Here is a 16,715-nt window from a genome sequence, read left to right as displayed (position 1 = left end):
CAGGTCATACGAATTTTATGGAAAGCGCAAAATACATATGATAGGTGAGCATGCAGACCAAACGCCCATCGATGCTTTTCCGGTACGGGGAGAGACATGCTCAGCGAGATTTCAGGGGAGCTGCCGGATGTGCTGGGCGATTTCACGCCCGGGGCGGTCTGCTCCGATCGCGCCAGATGGAGCGCTGTGCCGCAAGCGGTACGGGATCTGATCATTCGCGAGGCCGAAGAGACGCTTGCGCGCGCCTGGCCGCTGATTGCGGCTTCGGATTACCGGGAGTTCACCGCAACGGGCAACCGCGCGCGCTTCGAGGAGCTTTATTTCACGCGGCGGCGGATGCTCAACAATCTGGTGCTCGGCGAACTCATCGAAGGCAAGGCGCGGTTCCTGCCGAAGGTCGTCGACGGCATCTTCCTGATTGCGGAGGAGAGCGGCTGGCAGCTTCCGGCGCATAACGCCTATGAACGAAGCGGCGCGCGCCTGCCGCTTCCCGACAATTCGCAGCCTGTCGTCGATCTCTTCGCCGCCGAAACGGCGGCGCTGCTTGCCACCATCGTTGCATTGCTTCGCGACGAGCTCGACGGCATCAGCCCCGAGATTACGGCACGCGTGGAACGCGAGATCGAAACCCGCATCCTTTCGCCCTATCTCGGCCGGCATTTCTGGTGGATGGGCCGCGGTCAGGAGCGGATGAACAACTGGACGGCGTGGATAAGCCAGAACGTCCTGTTGACGGTCTTCTCCCTGAAAACCGATCAGCCCACGCGTCACGCCGTCGTCAGAAAGGCGCTCGGCAGCTTCTACGCCTTCCTGAAGGACTATGCCGAGGACGGGGCCTGCGAAGAGGGTGTGCTCTACTACCGCCATGCCGCACTCTGCCTGCATGGCGCGTTGACCATCCTGGATGCGGTGGCGCCCGGCCTGTTCGCCGGGGTCTGGCAGCAGCCGAAGATCCGCAACATGGCCGAATATATTGCCCATATGCATGTGGCCGGCCGCTACTATTTCAACTTCGCGGATTCCTCCGCGGTGGTTGAACCCTGCAGCGCGCGGGAATACCTGTTCGGACAGGCGGTCGGCTCTGAGATGCTGGCTGAGTTCGCTGCATCCGACAGGGCCGCTTCCGACAATCCGCACCTGCCCGGGGAATGGAACCTCTGGTATCGCGTGCAGGAACTGCTGGTCGGCCCTGCAATCCCCGCCGCCGCCGAGCCACCTCCTGCATCCGGGCGCGATATCTTCTATCCCGGCATCGGCCTGTTCATCGCCCGCGACCGGCAGTTTTCGCTTGCCGTCAAGGGCGGCAACAATGGCGAGGGCCACAATCATAACGATGTCGGAAGTGTCACGCTTTACAAGAACGGACATCCGTTCCTGATCGATGTCGGCGTCGAGACCTATACCGCAAAGACCTTTTCGGCGCGGCGCTACGAGATATGGACGATGCAGTCGGCTTTCCACAACCTGCCGACATTCGCAGGCGTCATGCAGTCGGCCGGCGAAGCCTTTGGCGCGCGCGATGTCGAGGTCGAGTTTGACGAGGAGCACGCGCGCATATCGCTCGATATATCAGGCGCCTATTCCCCCGAGGCGCAGCTGCACAGCTACCGACGCGTCGTTTCCCTGCTGCGCGGCCGCCACGTCGAGATCGTCGATACCTATGACGGGGGCAAGCCGGCGGTCCTGTCTCTGATGACATGCGTGGTGCCGACTGTCGGCCCCGACAGGATCGATCTGGCCGACCTCGGCAGCATTTTCGTCGATGGCACCGGCGAGATCGAAATTGATGAAATCGTCGTGGACGACGCCCGGCTGAGATCGGCCTGGCCCGAGAAAATCTATCGGCTGCGCCTGCCGTTTGCCGGCAGGCTCCTGAGATTGCGGATCGTCTAGAACAGGATGATTTTAGGCCGGGTCGGCCTGAAATCTGAATCCTGTTCTAAATTAAAGAGTTAGAACATGATGTCGTCCGAAAATCGCTCACACTTTTCGGCATCATGCTCTGGGGAGGACGAGCATGGAATTGACGCTGAAGATCGTGGATGCCGATGGGGCGGTGCTGGCCAGTTCCGCAGGCCGGGACGAGACGTTCCTGGTGTATCGCCAGAGCTATCGCGAAGGCGATCGCGTGGTCGTGGAGGTCTCCGAGCCCGGACATGTCTTCCTCTCCCTTGATGGCGCGACCCAACCCGGCCTGGTCTATATGAAGGAATGTGCCTATTCGCTCGCTGTGCCCTTCGGCGACAAACGCAAGCCCTATTCCCCGAATGCCTTCAGGGGCGATATCCACCGGCTATCAGCGCGAAGCACGCGGCCGGACGAGATCATTCACCGGCGCAATCTCGCCCTGAACCCCTGGGACGATCACGCCAATCGGACGCTGTTTCCGCATGCGCGCGCCAATGTCGAAACCCGGGGCGAAGCGGTCTTTGCCGCGCGTAACGCGATCGACGGCGAAAAGGCCAACGATGATCACGGCTTCTGGCCCTATACGAGCTGGGGCATCAATCGCGATCCTCACGCGGCGCTAACGGTGGAATTCGGCAGGCTGGTCAGGATCGACGAGATCGTTTTCTATCTCCGGGCCGACTTTCCGCATGATTCCTGGTGGGAAAAAGCCAGCGTCACCTTCTCGAACGGCAAGACCTCCTGTTTTCCGTTGGTGAAATCAGGCGTCGCTCAAGCCTTTCCGATAGAGCCCTGCATCGTCGAATGGGTGGAACTGCACGGTCTGATCAAGGCCGAGGACGCCTCGCCCTATCCGGCGCTGACCCAGATCGAAATCTGGGGAATCGAGGCGCCGGGCGCCGGAGACCAGGACGTCCCGGTTGCGGTCGAAAGAGATTCCGGGAGCGCTCATGGGCGCCTGAAAACTTCCGTTCCTGTCAGCGTTCGTCTTGACGACGCGGAGACCGATCGCAGGTGATACCATCTCCTTCTGCTTCGGTCGGGAACAGAGGCCAAGCATCCGCGGTGGAAACTGTGTCACGCTTGTCAGACCGTTTGCACGTGCTAGGAAGGTCAGATGAGACTGCTTGTGGTGGAGGACAACAAGGATCTGGCGGCCTGGCTGGGTAAAGCCCTGCGACAGGCGCAATACGCTATCGACATTGCCCATGACGGCGAGGACGCGGAGCATATGCTCAAGGTGGCGGAGTATTCGGCGATGATCCTCGATCTGGCGCTGCCCAAGCTTGACGGATTGACGCTGTTGAAGCGATTGCGGCAGTCCGGAAACAAGCTGCCGGTCATCATCTTGACCGCGAATGCGAGCCTGGACGGCCGTGTTGCAGGGCTTGACAGCGGCGCCGACGACTATCTCGCCAAACCCTTCGAAATCGCCGAGCTCGAAGCGAGAATCCGTGCGGTGGTCCGCCGCGGCCAGGACCGGGCATCATCCGAGATTACCGTCGGCAACCTGCGCTTCTCCGGCGGGACGCGGCAGTTTTTCGTCGCAGGCGAGCCGTTGCAGCTGACGCCGCGCGAATATGCCGTGCTTGAACAGCTCGTCATGAAGCTTGGCAACACCGTCTCGAAAGCCGCCCTTTCCGAAAGCGTGTTCGGTTTCGACGACGAGGCGGATCCGAGCGCCATCGAAATCTACGTCCACAGGCTGCGAAAGAAGCTCGAGGGCAGTACGGTTCAAATTGCCACGTTGCGCGGACTTGGTTATCTCCTCAGACATGTCCAGTAGCCTCGTCACCAAGGTGGGCGCGACGATCGCGCGGCTCAGCCAGAGCCTGAGGGTGCAGTTGCTCTGCTGGGTGCTGCTGACCCTGTTCGGCGCGATCGGCTTCAATCTCTACGACAGCTTCTGGACGGCGGACGCCACAGCAAAGCTGGTGACGGATCGAACACTTCTGGCATCGGCGCGCGTCATTGCCGAAGCCGTCCGCGTCGACGAGGGCGGCAATGTTCAGGTGGACGTGCCGCCTTCCGCGCTGGAGATGTTTGACACGGGCTTCGGCGACCGGGTGTCTTATCAGGTGATTACCGCATGGGGCAGTCTGGTCAGCGGCTTTCCCGACCTGCCGTTGCCGGCCGTCCAGCGCACCGGTGAGGATCGCACGTTCCACGGTGCCGATGTGCGCGTCATGATGCTCGACCATCCTGTCGTCGGCCTTCCCGATGACGGCGCGATCTCCGTGACCGTCGCCGTTACGCATAACAGCCAGTATGCGATGCGAAGGCAATTGTGGCTCTCAGACTTTTCGAAGCAGTTCGTGCTCGTCTTCGTCGCAAGCCTGGTGACCATCCTCGGCCTTCAGCGTGGCCTGGCCCCTGCGCTGAGGCTGCGGGACGCCCTGCGCCAACGCGGGCGCAACCGTCTCGATCCGCTGTCGCCGGAGATGGTGCAGAGCGAGCTGCAGCCGCTCGTTTACGCCCTGAACGACTACATGGAGCGCGTCCAGAACCAGATGGCCGCGCAGCGACGGTTCGTATCGAATGCGGCGCATCAACTGCGAACCCCCCTGGCGCTGATTTCGACGCAGGCGAGCGTGGCGGCCCGCGAAGCCGATGCGGCCCGCCGCGACGAGGCGCTTTTCGCCCTTCGCAGCAGCACGAAGCAGATTTCGCGTCTCGCCAGCCAGCTCCTCACCTTGTCGCGGGCCGAGCCCGGAAGCCGGCGCCCGCGCAGCGATGCGACCGACCTTACGAAGGCTGCCCGCGAGATCCTGGAAGCGCATGCCGAAGAGGCGCTCAAACGCAACATCGACGTCGGCCTGGAAGCCGTCCGCCCGGTCATTGTCGACGGCGACGCGACGATGTTGCGCGAGATGTTGGTCAACCTCATAGACAATGCGATCCGCTATACCCGTCCGAATGGGCAGGTGACCGTCGCGGTCGGGGAGGCGGACGGCAACGCCGTCGTGACCGTCGAGGACAACGGGCCGGGTATTCCGAGCGGGGAGCGCGAACAGGTTTTCGAACGCTTCTACCGGATCATCGGGACCGAAGCCGAGGGGAGTGGTCTGGGGCTTGCGATCGTTCGGGAGGTCGTCGAAGGCGCTGGAGGTTCAGTCTCGCTCGATGACGCGGAAGGCGGTGGGCTCGTCGTGACGGTGCGGCTGCCGCTCGCTTAGACCTAAGTGCATCAAAGAAGGCCGGGCATCGCGCCCGGCCTTCTGGTCGATCTGCCTTGGGAGGAGGTCGATTTGATCACTGGGTATCGAGCTGCTGCTGCGGACGCCATTTCGCAAGGCGGTTCTCGATCAATGTCATGATGTATTCGGCAAAAAGCGTGACGACCATGACGAGGAGGATTGCCGCGAACATGCCGGCGGCGTCGAACGTACCCTTGGCGATCGAGATGAGCTGGCCGATACCGAAGCGGGCGCCGACGAATTCGCCGACGATTGCGCCGATGATCGCGAAACCGAAGGACACGTGCAAACTGGCGAAGATCCAGCTCATGGCCGATGGGATGACCACGGTGCGGGTGACCTGCCAGTCCGAGGCGCCGAGGATACGCGCGTTGGCGATCATATTGCGATCGGCCTCGCGCACGCCCTGGAAGGCGTTTGCAAACACCACGAAGAAGACCATGATGAAGGCGAGAGCAACCTTGGAGGGCAGGCCGAGACCCATGATCATGATGAAGATGGGGGCGAGAACGACGCGCGGTATCGAGTTGATCGCCTTGATGTAGACGGAGAAAATGTCCGACAGGAAGCGGTTGCGGCCAAGACCAATGCCGACGAAGACGCCGGTGATCGAACCCGCGAAGAAGCCGATCAGGGCCTCCTCCATCGTCACCCAAAGATTATACCAGAGCGAACCCTCCGTGGTGCCCTCGGTTGCCCATTCGTAGAGGCGCTGAACGACGCCGCTTGGGCTCGAATAGAAGAACGGATCGATCCATTGCATGTTGGAAGACAGCTCCCACATGCCGATCACGAAGACCAGGATGGCGATCTGCCAGAAGCGCACCAGCGTCTTGCGCCGGCGCATCGCCTTCAGCGCCGATGCCTCGATTTCCGTGTCCGACGTGCCCGGCCGAAACATGGTGGCCGAACCGGCCTCAAGTGTGGTGTGTGCCATGATATCCTCCCTCAGGCCGCTTCGCTTGCGCGGCGGTAGCTGGTCTCGACCTCTTCGCGCAGGTCCTCCCAGATCGTCTTGCAGTAGTCGATGAAGCTCTGCTCGTAGCGGATTTCCGATACGACGCGCGGGCGGGGGAGATCGATCGTGTAGACCGACTTTACCGTCGCAGGGCCGGCGGTCAGGACGTAGACCTTGTCGGCAAGGGCGACAGCCTCTTCGAGGTCGTGGGTCACGAACACCACCGAGGCCTTGCGCTCCGCCCACAGTTTCAAGAGCTCTTCATGCATGACCGTGCGGGTCTGCACGTCGAGAGCCGAAAACGGCTCGTCCATCAGCAGGATTTCCGGCTCGTTGATGAATGTCTGGGCCAGGGAGACGCGCTTGCGCATACCGCCAGAAAGCTGGTGGGGATAGTGATGGAGAAATTTCGAAAGGCCGACGCGGGCCAGCCAGTCGCGTGCGCTCTTTTCCGCTTCAGTGCGCGACTTGCCCCGAAACAGCGGGCCGGCCATGACGTTGTCGATCACGTTCTTCCAGGGAAAGAGTGCGTCGGTCTGGAACGCGAAGCCGACACGCGGGTCAATGCCGGTGATCGGCCCGCCCATCAGCCGGACTTCACCGGCGCTCGGGCGTGCGAGACCCGTCACAAGATTGAGCGTCGTCGATTTACCGCAGCCGGTAGGGCCGACGACGGCGACGAACTCTCCGCGGGCGACCGTCATGTTGAAATCGCGCAAGGCCGTAAGGGACTTGCCGGTCGGCGAGACGAAGCGGCGGCTGACGTTGATCAGCTCGATCGCCGGGATCTGGTTCTTGTCATATTGCATGATGATACCTGAGGCGTGCTTTGGGCGCGTGCACGCAATGCCCATGGATCGATCGGGAGGTCGCTTCCGGTTGGGGCCGGAAGCGACGCGACGCCTTACTTGACGTTCTTGACGAACTCCGTCGTATAGGTCTTGGAAAGGTCGATCTGCTTGCCCTTGACGTTCTTGGAGAACTCCGAGAGCACGGCAAGCACGGTCTTCGGACCGTCTTCCGGCATGACGCCATCCGATGTGAACATGCCCTTGCCGTCGTCGAGAGCCTTGATGTAACCGTCCTTGTCGCCGACGTAGAAGTCTTTCGGCATCTTGTCCGCGATCTCGGCAGCTGAATGCGTGTTGATGTAGCGCAGCGTCTTGACGAAGGCGTTGGCGAGCTTCTGCGCTTCTTCCTTGTGTGCATCGACCCAGGAGGCTTCCATGTAGAGCGAGGCGGCCGGATAGGTGCCACCAAGCGCCTTACGGGTCGACTCGACCGTGCGCATGTCGACGAGCACGCTCGCCTCGCCGGTCTTGATCATGCGCGAGATCGTCGGCTCTGTCGTCATGCCGGCCTGGATCTGGTCCTGTTGCATGGCGGCGATGAAGGTGCCGCCGGCGCCGACTGGAACCGTGACGACATCACCGGGTTTCAGGCCGGCCTTCGAGGCCATGAAGAGGGTCAGGAAGTTCGTGGACGAGCCGAGACCAGTGACGCCGAGGCTCTTGCCCTTGAAGTCGGCCGGCGACTTGATGTCAGGGTGCTTGCTCGAAACCATCTCTACCTCGCCCGGCGCCTGGCTGAACTGGACGATGGATTCGACGAATTTGCCTTTGGCCTGCAGGTCCACACAATGGTCGTAGAAGCCGACCACGCCCTGGACGGCGCCGGCCAGAAGCTGGTTTTCGGCATCGACGCCGGCAGCTTCATTCAGCAGTTCGACGTCGAGACCCTCGTCCTTGAAGTATCCCAGCGATTCGGCAAGCTTGGCGGGCAGATAGATCTGCTTCTCATAACCGCCGACCATGATGGTGATCTTATCGGCCGCATGTGCGGCGCTGGTAGCCAAAGATGCTGCGGCGAGAAGCGTCGAAAAAGCGACGGTGTGAAAAAGGCTGCGTGAAGAACGCATGGAAATCTCCTCCTGTGGTTTGCTAGCATCGTCGTCTCGCCACTTTGACTGTGTCTCCTCCACGATGCTGCCCCTTCCTATGACGTCGAAGCTTTCAACTAGCTTTCAGTCACGGATGGGTAAGCAGCCCGTGGAATTCCATCCATGCATCCCCCGTCGTGGCAAGCGCTTCAACGTGAAAATTGGGAGAGAATATGTCCGCGACCGTCATCGCGATCTGGTGACCGGTGGTGAGCAGCCTATGAACCTGCGGGCAGCCTTGCCCGCGCCGCGCTCGGCGGGCCGTCATTCAAACGGTTCCAGGCGCGGCGGAGCTGCCGCGCCGAGCCGAAGCCGGCGCGCATCGCGACGACCTCCATGTCCAGCCGCGAACCAGAGAGCATCTCGCGGGCAAGAGCCACGCGCATGCGGTTGACGAAATCCGTAACGCTCATGCCCGTCTGCTCGTTGAACAGCCGTGAAAGGTTGCGCGGGCTGGCGCCGCTGAGGCGGGCGAGGGAGGCCACCGACCAGTCCTGAGTGGGGTTGGCGACCACCGCATCCTGTGCACGGTGAATGACCGGGTGAATATGGTTGCGACCTTCAAGCCAGGGCGAAAGCTGCGGATCCGAGCCGCCGCGCCTGAGATAGACGACAAGATATCGCGCCACCGCAAGCGCGCAGGCATGCCCCGCCGCTTCGGCGACGATATGCAACATCAGGTCTATGCCGGCGGTGATGCCGGCACTCGTGAGGCGGTCTCCGTCCTCGACATAGAGCCGGTTGTCCCGGACGCGCGCGGTGGGCGCGAGCCTGATCAGATCTTCCATACAGCCGTGATGGGTGGTGCATTCGCGACCGTCGAGCATTCCGGCCTCGGCAGCGAGCAATGCGCCCGAGCAGATCGAAGCCAGTCGAATTCCCGGACGGATGGCGCGCTTCAGCCATGCGATAATGGCTGCCTGGTCAGCGCGTTCCTGTTTGTCCCACGGACGACTGTTTGCCATCGGGGCGTCGGCGCTGCCGGCAATGACGACAAGCGCGCTATCGGGCAAGCGTTCCGGCAATGCGACGACACCCGTAACGGCAAGACCGATCGAACTGCCGACCGTCGCTGATGGGCCGATATAGGTGACGGTAAAGCGGACTGTGCGCTGTTCGAGGTTCGCCTTGCGCAGCACTTCGATCGGGCCGGCGACGTCGAGCAGCAGCACGCGCGGCGGCACGACGACGAAGACCGGGATATCGAAGGGCTGCGCGGCGTCCGTCATGCGGCGAGTGACTTTTCGCGCCCCGCCAATGCCTGTTCGACGGTCGCGATCCGAGCGAAACGGCCTGAGAGGACCAGTTCGGTCCGGTCCCGGATTTCCCTTGCGCTCCAAGTGCGTCCCGTTGCGTCGGTCATCGGGAAGGTCAGGGTCGCTTCGCCGACATAGTCGACCTGATAGCCGAGATCGGAGGCGTGGCGGGTGGTGGTCTCGCAGCACTGTTCCGTGCGAATGCCGGAGACGAGGATACGACGGACGCCGTTCTCGGTCAGCCACACGTCGAGACCGGAACCGACCAGGGCGCTGTGGCGCCCCTTCCTGAACGTCGCCTTGGGAGTGATCCTGAGCGGGGCGAGTGTGCTGACGAATCCGGATGCTTCCGAAAACGGCCCGTTTTCATCGACATGGAAGATCTGGATGATGGGTATTCCATCGGCTTCCGCGCCGTCGATCAGAGCCTGCTGACGATCGATGTAGGCGGAAGCGAGGTTTTCATCCCAGTAATCGCGTTGTCTGAAAGACTCTTGGGCGTCGATAACGAGAAGGACAGTATCATGGCCGGACATTTTTTGCTCCATGGCGGTTGATCATGAAGCCATATTCGGCAATTTGATGGTACGAGAAAATGCGCGCACCGGACAAATAGCGGACAATTCGCGCCAATCGCTGCGGACGCTTCCAGACAGTTCCGGGATCAACTATCAGCTCGTAAAGCTTCGCAGATCCTTCAGCAGGTTGCGGTACCTTGCCTGGCTGCCGACCAGGTGCTCACGCATGGCGTTGCGGGCAGCCTGATCGTCCCTGTCGGAGATGGCGATGACGATCGCTTCGTGCTCCCTGTGTATCAGCTTTCGGTAGGCGGTCTGCTCGGCTGTCCTTGTTTCAGGGACCAGCCGCGACTGCGGGATGATCGCCGAGCCCTGGGACTCCAGGAACTGCCGGAAGAGCGGATTGTTCGTGGCTTCGGCGATGGCGGCATGGAGTTCCAGATCCGCCTCGCGAATGGAGTGATCGCTCTCGATGCACAGGAGGATTTTCCGGTGGCATTCGAAAATCGCCTCCTCCTGCGCGGGCGAGCGGCGCAAGGCCGCAAGACCGGCGGCTTCGATTTCGACAGGCGTTCTGATCTCGAGCACTTCCAGATCGGAAACAACGCGGGCCTTGTCGGCTTTCCCAGCGGAGAGAACCGGATCGGCGCCGAGGACGAAGATACCCGCTCCCTGACGCACCTCGACAAGCCCGTCGGAGCGAAGCGCGGCCACGGCCTCGCGCACGACGGTGCGGCTGACGCTGTGCGTTTCGGTCAGTTCATGCTCACTCGGAAGCTTGTCGCCGGCCGAATACTGGCCGCTCAATATGGCTTGCCGGAGGCTTTCGCCGACCTGTGAGACCAGCGACCCGGAGCCTTTGCTGCGATCCTTCATCTGCATAGCCACGCACGCCCCCGCATCGGCTTTGATCCGCATGCCGTTCAAACGCGGCATTGCGAAATTCACAATTCATCACACATGTATGACAAATTTTTCCGACTTTCAATGCATAACGGCCGGCCAGTGAAAATCCGGCACTGCGCTTACATCTCTCGACGCGGCTTTCGCATATGCGTGAGGACCGGTGGAAGCACTCACAGCCGCCTGGTCGATTCCCCGCGCACGAATCTCGGCGTCAGGATGAAATCCTGCGGCGGTGCGGCGGCGCCCTCCGGGCTTGCTATTCTAGCCAGCAGACGCTGCGCCGCCAATTCCCCGAGCTTCTGCGCATCCTGCACCACCATGGTGATGCGGGGCGTGATGACATTGCTCCAGGGCACGTCGTCGACCATCGCTAGCGACACGTCGTCAGGGCAGCGGAAACCCATCTCCTGCATCACCTGAAGTGCTGCGAGGCCTGTCATATTGTTGGCGCCGATGATGGCGGTCGGCCGGTCGCGGCGGGTCAAGAGCCGCATCGCCTGTGCATGGCCGCCGGTCCTGGTGTAGCCGCCTTCGACCACCAGCGAAGGATCGATGTCCACACCGGCGCCGGCCATCGTGTTCATGAAGCCCTTCAGGCGCTCGTCGGCAGTGTGCAGGCCGCTCGGCCCGGAGATGAAGCCGATGCGCCTGTGGCCGAGCTGCAGCAGATGTTCCGTCAGGATGGTGGTGGTCAGCGGATTGTCGGAGCCGACAAAATCGCGCTCGGCGCCCTCCACTTTCTGGTCGAACATCACGATCGGAGTTTTGAAGTCGCGCAGGAATGTGGCGTACTCCTCGCCCCGCCCATTTGCCGCCAGCGCAATGCCGGCGATCTTCTGCGCCTCCAGCCGCTCCAGCAGCGCCCGTTCGAGATCGGCCCTGCCGGAGGAGTCGGCGATGAGGACGAAATAGCCGTGGTCGAGCGCCTGGTGCTCGATCTCTCGCCGGATGTCGCCGAAGAACATGTTTCCGAGATTGGCCGAAACGAAACCGATCAGCGAACTGCGTCCGCGCGCCAGCGTCTGGGCCACCGGGTCGATGCGGTAACCGGTCGATTTTATCGCCTGCTGGATGCGGTCAAGCGTCTCGGCGCCGACCCGCTTCGGGCTATTGAGCGCCAGCGAGACGGTCGAGATTGAAACCCCCGCAAGGCGCGCGACATCTCGTATGGTGGTCATAACGATCGAACCGGTTCTAATGTCTTGTTATGTCCGATTTTATTGGTCGGCGCAACATGCATGCTTCAAATCGCCTGTTTTGCAGGGTTTGCTTTTCTGATCTTGTGATCGCGAATTTCGGCTTGACAGATATAGGATCAGGCGAGATGATCATTTACCGAACCGGTTCGATATGACGTTCAGCCGGAAAACAGGGAGGAGAAACCTGTCATGAGTTCGGAACGCCAGCCGGAAAATCCGGCATCGGGAGGGGCGGGCAAACACGCCTGGTTCAGCCAGGATCGCCTGGGCATGTTCATCCATTGGGGCCTCTATGCCTTGGGAGCCCGGCACGAGTGGTTGAAGAACCGCGAAGAGCTGACCGACGACCACTACCAGCGCTATTTCGACAATTTCGATCCCGATCTCTACGATCCCAAGGAGTGGGCGCGGCGGGCACGTCTTGCCGGCATGAAATATGTCGTGGTGACGACCAAGCACCACGAGGGTTTCTGCCTCTGGGACAGCAAGGTGACGGACTACAAGGCGACGAACACGCCCTGTGGCAAAGATCTGCTGACGCCGCTGGTCGACGCCTTCCGCGCCGAAGGGCTGAAGATCGGCTTCTACTATTCGCTGCTTGACTGGCACCATCCCGATTTCCCGATCGACGTTCACCATCCGCTACGCAACCATCCCGACGCCAAGGCGCTGAACGCTGGCAGAAACATAGCCAACTACGCTGCCTATATGCGCGAACAGGTGCGCGAGCTTCTGACCGGCTTCGGCCGCATCGACATCATCTGGTTCGATTTCAGCTATCCCGGGCGCGAATATCGCGGCCTGCCCGGCAAGGGGCGCGCCGACTGGGAGAGCGAGCGCCTGGTTGATCTGGTGCGCGAGCTGCAGCCTGAGATCATTGTCAACAACCGCCTCGACCTGCCGCCCGGCAACCTGCCTGACGTCACGACGCCGGAGCAATATACGCCGCGCGTGGCCCCCGCCATCGCCAGCCAGGGGGTACTCTGGGAAGCCTGCCACACCTTCAGCGGCTCCTGGGGTTATCACCGCGACGAAGATACCTGGAAGAGCCCGGAACAGATCATCCAGTTGCTGATCGATTCCGTCGCGCTCGGCGGCAACCTGCTGATGAATGTCGGCCCGACCGGCCGGGGCACGCTCGATGCGCGCGCCATCAGCGCGCTCGAGGTCTATCAGAACTGGATGGCCGTCAACGGACGTTCCATCTATGGGGCAGGGCCCTCCTGCTATCCGGTGCCGGCTGGCTGCCGTTATACCCAGCGCGGTAACCGCCTTTATCTGCATGTTTACAACTGGCCTTACCGCCACATCCACATCGAAGGTCTCGCCGACAGGATCGCCTATGCGCAGTTCCTGCACGACGCCAGCGAGGTGCACTGGCTGAGCCATACCAAGGATGTGGATTCCAATATCGGCGTGACGGTGCCGGAAGGCATGATCACGCTCGAACTGCCGGTCCGGCGCCCGGACGTTACCGTGCCGGTGATCGAGATCGTCCTGAAGGCGTGAGCTCGATCGCACTCGCGTGTCCTTTGCGTTCATGGAGGGAGGAGAAACCCATGAAGGTTCTGCAGAAAACGCTTTTGCTTGCCGCTATCGGCAGCAGTCTTTTTGCCACTGCCGCATCGGCGGAACAGGTCACCCTGACCTGGCAGATGTGGACCGGCTCCGAAACCGACACCAAGAGCTGGCAACACCTGGCAGAGATGGTGACCGCCAAGTATCCCGACATCAAGGTAACGCTGACGACGACGGGCTGGGTCGATTATTGGACGAGGCTGCCGGTGCTGGCGGCATCGGGCCAACTCGCCGACATCGTTTCCATGCAGTCGCTGCGCATGCCGAACTTCTATTCGCTGCTCGAGCCCCTGAATGACCGGATCGAGGCTGACAAATTCGACGTCGGCGCCTTTACCCCCTCGATCATTGGCGGCATGTCCGTCGAAAAGCAGCTTTACGGCCTGCCCTACGATGTCGGTCCGTGGGTCATCTATTATAACCAGGACGCGCTCGAAGCCGCCGGCGTTCCGCTGCCGAAGCCGGGCTGGACGCTTGCCGAGTTCACCGATGCCGCCAAGAAGCTGACGAAGGACGGCAAGTATGGCTTCGGTATCACCCCGACCAACTATTCGGTCCTGGCCGCGGCCTGGGGCGATAAATACGTCAACGATGCCGGCGAGCTTGACTTGACCAGTGCGAGTGCAGTTGCCGCCGCCGAGAGAGTGGTCGGTTTCGCCGCCAAGGATAAGATCGCGCCGTTGGTTCCCTCGGGTGGCGCAGATCCCGGTGATGTCATCCAGGGGCGGTTCAATTCGGGCAATGTCGCCATGTATATCGACGGCCCCTGGTCGATCATCGGCATGAAGGATCAGGCCAAGTTCAAGATCGGCCTCACCACCCTGCCGCGCGATGAGGGCGAACTTTCCGCCGTCACCGCAGGCTCCGGTTTCGGCATCGCCACGACGAGCAAGAACAAGGATGCTGCCTGGAAGGCGATCCAGGTGCTGACCAGCCCTGAAGCCTTATCCTATCTCGCCGAGCAGGGCCGTGCCCTGCCGGCGCGCACGGCGTCGCAATCCGCCTGGTACAAGGTGGCGGCCAAGGACATCACCAATGGCGGCGAGGCCATCGACTATTCCCTGGCGCACTCCGTGCCCTACGTGATCACCAACAACTGGGCGGCGGTGGAAAACCTGTTCAACCAGTATTTCCCGCCGGCTTTCGCCGGCAGCGCCGATGCCAAGCAGACGATGGAGTCTATCCAGAGCCTTGCACAGCAATAGAGCCAGCGCGTCCGACAGGACGCGCGGTCGCTTTGAAATCTGCGCATGATCCTATCGGAAAATCGATTCCGATTTTCGGGTCATGCGCCAGCTCGCGCTGCGGCAGGTCCTGCCGCGCATGGAGGAAGACATGTCGCAAAGCGCTGTTGCCGCAGTTCCCTTGCAGCCCGGTCAGCCACGGCGCTTCCTGAAGCCGGAGACGCAGACAGCCATGCTGTTCCTGCTGCCGAGCTTCCTCGGCTTCATGGTCTTCATGGCGCTGCCGATCCTGGCGTCGCTGGCGCTCAGCTTTACCAATTGGCAGCTGATCTCGACGCCATCCTTCGTCGGCTTTCAGAATTATATCAGGCTCTTCACTGTCGATCCGGCCTTCTACACCGTATTGAGCAACACGCTGTTCTTCGCCGTCGAGTATCTGGCGCTGAATATAATCGTCTCGCTGACGCTGGCGGTCTGGATATCGAGCCTGAAGCGCGGCAAGGCGATCTTCCGGGTGATCTTCTTCCTGCCGACCTTCACGCCCACCATCGCCGCATCGGTGGTATGGCTGCTGATCTTCACGCCGGACGGGCTGGCCGACAGCATCATCCGCGCGCTCGGCCTCGGTCTGCCGAATTTCCTGTTGAGCTCGAGCTGGGCCATGCAGGCGGTCGTGCTCGTCACCCTGTGGGCGAATGTCGGCTACAACGTTGTGATGTTCAACGCCGCGCTCGACCTCGTGCCGAAGCATTACCTCGAGGCGGCGACGATCGACGGTGCCAATGCCTGGCAGCGCTTCTGGCGCATCCGCCTGCCGCTCATATCGCCGACCATCTTCTTTGGCACCGTGATGACGGCGATCACCTCGCTGCAGGTCTTCGACGAGATATTCGCGATGACGCGCGGCGGCCCGGGCTCGGCGACGGCCACGCTCGGTTTCGCCATCTACCAGAAGGGCTTCACCAACTTCCAGATGGGCTATGCCTCCGCATTGGCCTGGGTGATGTTCGTCATGATCATGGCGCTCACCATCCTGCAATTCCACATGCAGCGCAAATGGGTGCATTATGACGATTGATCCGACCTCACGGCATCCGCATTCCGTGTCCCAGCATCGTCACCGCATATTGCGGCGCGTCGGCGCCTTCGTCAGCTACACGGCACTTTCGCTGATCGCGCTGCTTTTCCTCTTCCCCTTCTTCTGGATGGTGTCGAACGCGGTGCGCTCCAATGCCGAGGTGATGGCCGTGCCGGTCCGCATCTTCCCCGAGGAGTATCGTTGGGGAACATTCGTCGAAGCCCTGGTTTCCCTGCCGTTCGGAACCTTCCTGTTGAATTCCTTCGTGGTCGCCTGCGGCGTCACGGCGATCGTGATTGCGGTATCCTGCCTGTCTGCCTACGCTTTTGCCCGGCTAAAGTTTCCCGGCCGGGAGGGGTTGCTGCTCACCTATCTCAGTACGCTGATGATCCCGCAGGTGATGCTGGTCATCCCGCTGTTTCTCATCGTCAGCAAGTTCGGCTGGATCAACACCTATCACGGCATGATCCTGCCGGTCGCCTTCAGCTCCTTCGGCACCTTTCTGCTGCGACAGTTCATCCTCGGCATTCCCAAGGATCTCGACGAGGCGGCGATGATGGACGGGGCTTCGCGCCTGCGCATCCTGGTCACGGTCATCGTTCCACTTGCCATGCCGGCCATCGGCCTCTTGTCGCTGTTCACCTTCATCGCGCAGTGGAAGAGCTTCCTCTGGCCGCTGATCGCCACCAGCGGCGTTGAAAAAGCCACGCTGCCGCTCGGGCTCACCCTGTTCCAGACACAGCAAGGCACCGCGTGGAACTACATCATGGCGGGTGCGACGATCTCCATGCTGCCGGGCGTCGTCCTGGCCATCGTGCTGCAGAGGGTGATCTACAAGGGTATCACCGTCAGCTCCGGCTTTGGTGGACGCTAATAGTTAAAAAACAAAGATTTAAGCGCATCGCATCAAGTTTGTTGTGATGCCCTTCAAGTCCGCTCGGTTGCCGCCCAAGAAGGCGCTCGTGCCGTCGCAAACATATCATCGCGCTTAACT

The 16,715-nt window shown here is 61.4% G+C and carries 15 protein-coding genes; 8 read left to right on the top strand and 7 right to left on the bottom strand.

Going from position 1 to position 16,715, the window contains the following annotated elements; all coding sequences use genetic code 11:
- Positions 1–96 precede the first annotated feature (96 nt).
- The 4 genes from U5G49_RS29450 to U5G49_RS29435 all read left to right on the top strand — a co-directional run bounded on the left by U5G49_RS29450 (position 97) and on the right by U5G49_RS29435 (position 5,084).
- On the top strand, positions 97–1,893 hold the full coding sequence (locus U5G49_RS29450) for a heparinase II/III domain-containing protein (RefSeq protein WP_130729575.1): 1,797 nt from the start codon (positions 97–99) through the stop codon (positions 1,891–1,893).
- 124 nt (positions 1,894–2,017) lie between these two features.
- The gene (locus U5G49_RS29445; protein WP_130729576.1) at positions 2,018–2,926 is read left to right on the top strand and encodes a carbohydrate-binding protein; all 909 of its coding nucleotides are present in this window, start codon (positions 2,018–2,020) and stop codon (positions 2,924–2,926) included.
- 99 nt (positions 2,927–3,025) lie between these two features.
- Positions 3,026–3,694, top strand: coding sequence for a response regulator (locus tag U5G49_RS29440; protein ID WP_047620756.1), 669 nt, complete (start codon positions 3,026–3,028; stop codon positions 3,692–3,694).
- Complete coding sequence (locus U5G49_RS29435) at positions 3,684–5,084, top strand: sensor histidine kinase (RefSeq protein ID WP_193442736.1); 1,401 nt, start codon at positions 3,684–3,686, stop codon at positions 5,082–5,084. The genes U5G49_RS29440 and U5G49_RS29435 overlap by 11 nt, the downstream gene beginning before the upstream one ends.
- A gap of 76 nt (positions 5,085–5,160) precedes the next feature.
- Here U5G49_RS29435 and U5G49_RS29430 read toward each other — a convergent pair whose 3' ends face one another.
- From U5G49_RS29430 to U5G49_RS29400, 7 genes are all read right to left on the bottom strand, one after another.
- Positions 5,161–6,042: an ABC transporter permease gene (locus U5G49_RS29430; RefSeq protein ID WP_193442739.1), complete on the bottom strand. Its 882-nt coding sequence runs from the start codon at positions 6,040–6,042 to the stop codon at positions 5,161–5,163.
- A gap of 11 nt (positions 6,043–6,053) precedes the next feature.
- Positions 6,054–6,872 carry an ABC transporter ATP-binding protein gene (locus tag U5G49_RS29425; protein WP_112907804.1) on the bottom strand — a complete coding sequence of 273 codons (819 nt, stop codon included), beginning with the start codon at positions 6,870–6,872 and terminating at the stop codon, positions 6,054–6,056.
- A 95-nt stretch (positions 6,873–6,967) separates the two neighbouring features.
- On the bottom strand, positions 6,968–7,981 hold the full coding sequence (locus tag U5G49_RS29420) for an ABC transporter substrate-binding protein (RefSeq protein ID WP_112907238.1): 1,014 nt from the start codon (positions 7,979–7,981) through the stop codon (positions 6,968–6,970).
- Between the two features lie 239 nt (positions 7,982–8,220).
- A complete protein-coding gene (locus U5G49_RS29415; RefSeq protein ID WP_130748199.1) occupies positions 8,221–9,231 on the bottom strand; it encodes a GlxA family transcriptional regulator in 1,011 nt (336 codons plus the stop codon).
- Entirely contained in the window at positions 9,228–9,806 is a 579-nt protein-coding gene (locus U5G49_RS29410) for an isochorismatase family protein (protein ID WP_018245925.1), read from the bottom strand. The genes U5G49_RS29415 and U5G49_RS29410 overlap by 4 nt, the downstream gene beginning before the upstream one ends.
- A gap of 123 nt (positions 9,807–9,929) precedes the next feature.
- Positions 9,930–10,712 (bottom strand): FadR/GntR family transcriptional regulator, encoded by a 783-nt coding sequence (locus U5G49_RS29405; protein WP_020493439.1) that lies wholly within the window; start codon positions 10,710–10,712, stop codon positions 9,930–9,932.
- A gap of 140 nt (positions 10,713–10,852) precedes the next feature.
- Positions 10,853–11,860 (bottom strand): LacI family DNA-binding transcriptional regulator, encoded by a 1,008-nt coding sequence (locus U5G49_RS29400; protein ID WP_018517828.1) that lies wholly within the window; start codon positions 11,858–11,860, stop codon positions 10,853–10,855.
- 210 nt (positions 11,861–12,070) lie between these two features.
- Here U5G49_RS29400 and U5G49_RS29395 point away from each other — a divergent pair, with 210 nt between their 5' ends.
- From U5G49_RS29395 to U5G49_RS29380, 4 genes are all read left to right on the top strand, one after another.
- Entirely contained in the window at positions 12,071–13,390 is a 1,320-nt protein-coding gene (locus U5G49_RS29395) for an alpha-L-fucosidase (RefSeq protein WP_193442741.1), read from the top strand.
- A 50-nt stretch (positions 13,391–13,440) separates the two neighbouring features.
- Positions 13,441–14,664 (top strand): ABC transporter substrate-binding protein, encoded by a 1,224-nt coding sequence (locus U5G49_RS29390; RefSeq protein WP_182564763.1) that lies wholly within the window; start codon positions 13,441–13,443, stop codon positions 14,662–14,664.
- Between the two features lie 82 nt (positions 14,665–14,746).
- Positions 14,747–15,721: a carbohydrate ABC transporter permease gene (locus tag U5G49_RS29385; protein ID WP_018245920.1), complete on the top strand. Its 975-nt coding sequence runs from the start codon at positions 14,747–14,749 to the stop codon at positions 15,719–15,721.
- Positions 15,711–16,595, top strand: a complete 885-nt coding sequence (locus tag U5G49_RS29380) for a carbohydrate ABC transporter permease (RefSeq protein ID WP_018245919.1) — start codon at positions 15,711–15,713, stop codon at positions 16,593–16,595. The genes U5G49_RS29385 and U5G49_RS29380 overlap by 11 nt, the downstream gene beginning before the upstream one ends.
- The last annotated feature ends 120 nt before the right edge of the window (positions 16,596–16,715 follow it).

It is taken from the genome of Rhizobium indigoferae (assembly GCF_034554815.1).
Classification (GTDB): Bacteria; Pseudomonadota; Alphaproteobacteria; order Rhizobiales; family Rhizobiaceae; genus Rhizobium; species Rhizobium leguminosarum.
Note: the sequence above shows the minus strand (reverse complement) of the source record. Positions and strands in the feature narration are given on the sequence as shown.

Excerpts from the sequence above, each read along its gene's own strand:
- U5G49_RS29450 (WP_130729575.1), top strand. The coding sequence starts at position 97 with ATGCTCAGCGAGATTTCAGGGGAGCTGCCGGATGTGCTGGGCGATTTC.
- U5G49_RS29410 (WP_018245925.1), bottom strand. The coding sequence starts at position 9,806 with ATGGAGCAAAAAATGTCCGGCCATGATACTGTCCTTCTCGTTATCGAC.
- U5G49_RS29420 (WP_112907238.1), bottom strand. The coding sequence starts at position 7,981 with ATGCGTTCTTCACGCAGCCTTTTTCACACCGTCGCTTTTTCGACGCTT.
- U5G49_RS29430 (WP_193442739.1), bottom strand. The coding sequence starts at position 6,042 with ATGGCACACACCACACTTGAGGCCGGTTCGGCCACCATGTTTCGGCCG.
- U5G49_RS29445 (WP_130729576.1), top strand. The coding sequence starts at position 2,018 with ATGGAATTGACGCTGAAGATCGTGGATGCCGATGGGGCGGTGCTGGCC.
- U5G49_RS29415 (WP_130748199.1), bottom strand. The coding sequence starts at position 9,231 with ATGACGGACGCCGCGCAGCCCTTCGATATCCCGGTCTTCGTCGTCGTG.
- U5G49_RS29385 (WP_018245920.1), top strand. The coding sequence starts at position 14,747 with ATGCGCCAGCTCGCGCTGCGGCAGGTCCTGCCGCGCATGGAGGAAGAC.
- U5G49_RS29435 (WP_193442736.1), top strand. The coding sequence starts at position 3,684 with ATGTCCAGTAGCCTCGTCACCAAGGTGGGCGCGACGATCGCGCGGCTC.
- U5G49_RS29380 (WP_018245919.1), top strand. The coding sequence starts at position 15,711 with ATGACGATTGATCCGACCTCACGGCATCCGCATTCCGTGTCCCAGCAT.
- U5G49_RS29395 (WP_193442741.1), top strand. The coding sequence starts at position 12,071 with ATGAGTTCGGAACGCCAGCCGGAAAATCCGGCATCGGGAGGGGCGGGC.
- U5G49_RS29400 (WP_018517828.1), bottom strand. The coding sequence starts at position 11,860 with ATGACCACCATACGAGATGTCGCGCGCCTTGCGGGGGTTTCAATCTCG.
- U5G49_RS29425 (WP_112907804.1), bottom strand. The coding sequence starts at position 6,872 with ATGCAATATGACAAGAACCAGATCCCGGCGATCGAGCTGATCAACGTC.
- U5G49_RS29440 (WP_047620756.1), top strand. The coding sequence starts at position 3,026 with ATGAGACTGCTTGTGGTGGAGGACAACAAGGATCTGGCGGCCTGGCTG.
- U5G49_RS29405 (WP_020493439.1), bottom strand. The coding sequence starts at position 10,712 with ATGCCGCGTTTGAACGGCATGCGGATCAAAGCCGATGCGGGGGCGTGC.
- U5G49_RS29390 (WP_182564763.1), top strand. The coding sequence starts at position 13,441 with ATGAAGGTTCTGCAGAAAACGCTTTTGCTTGCCGCTATCGGCAGCAGT.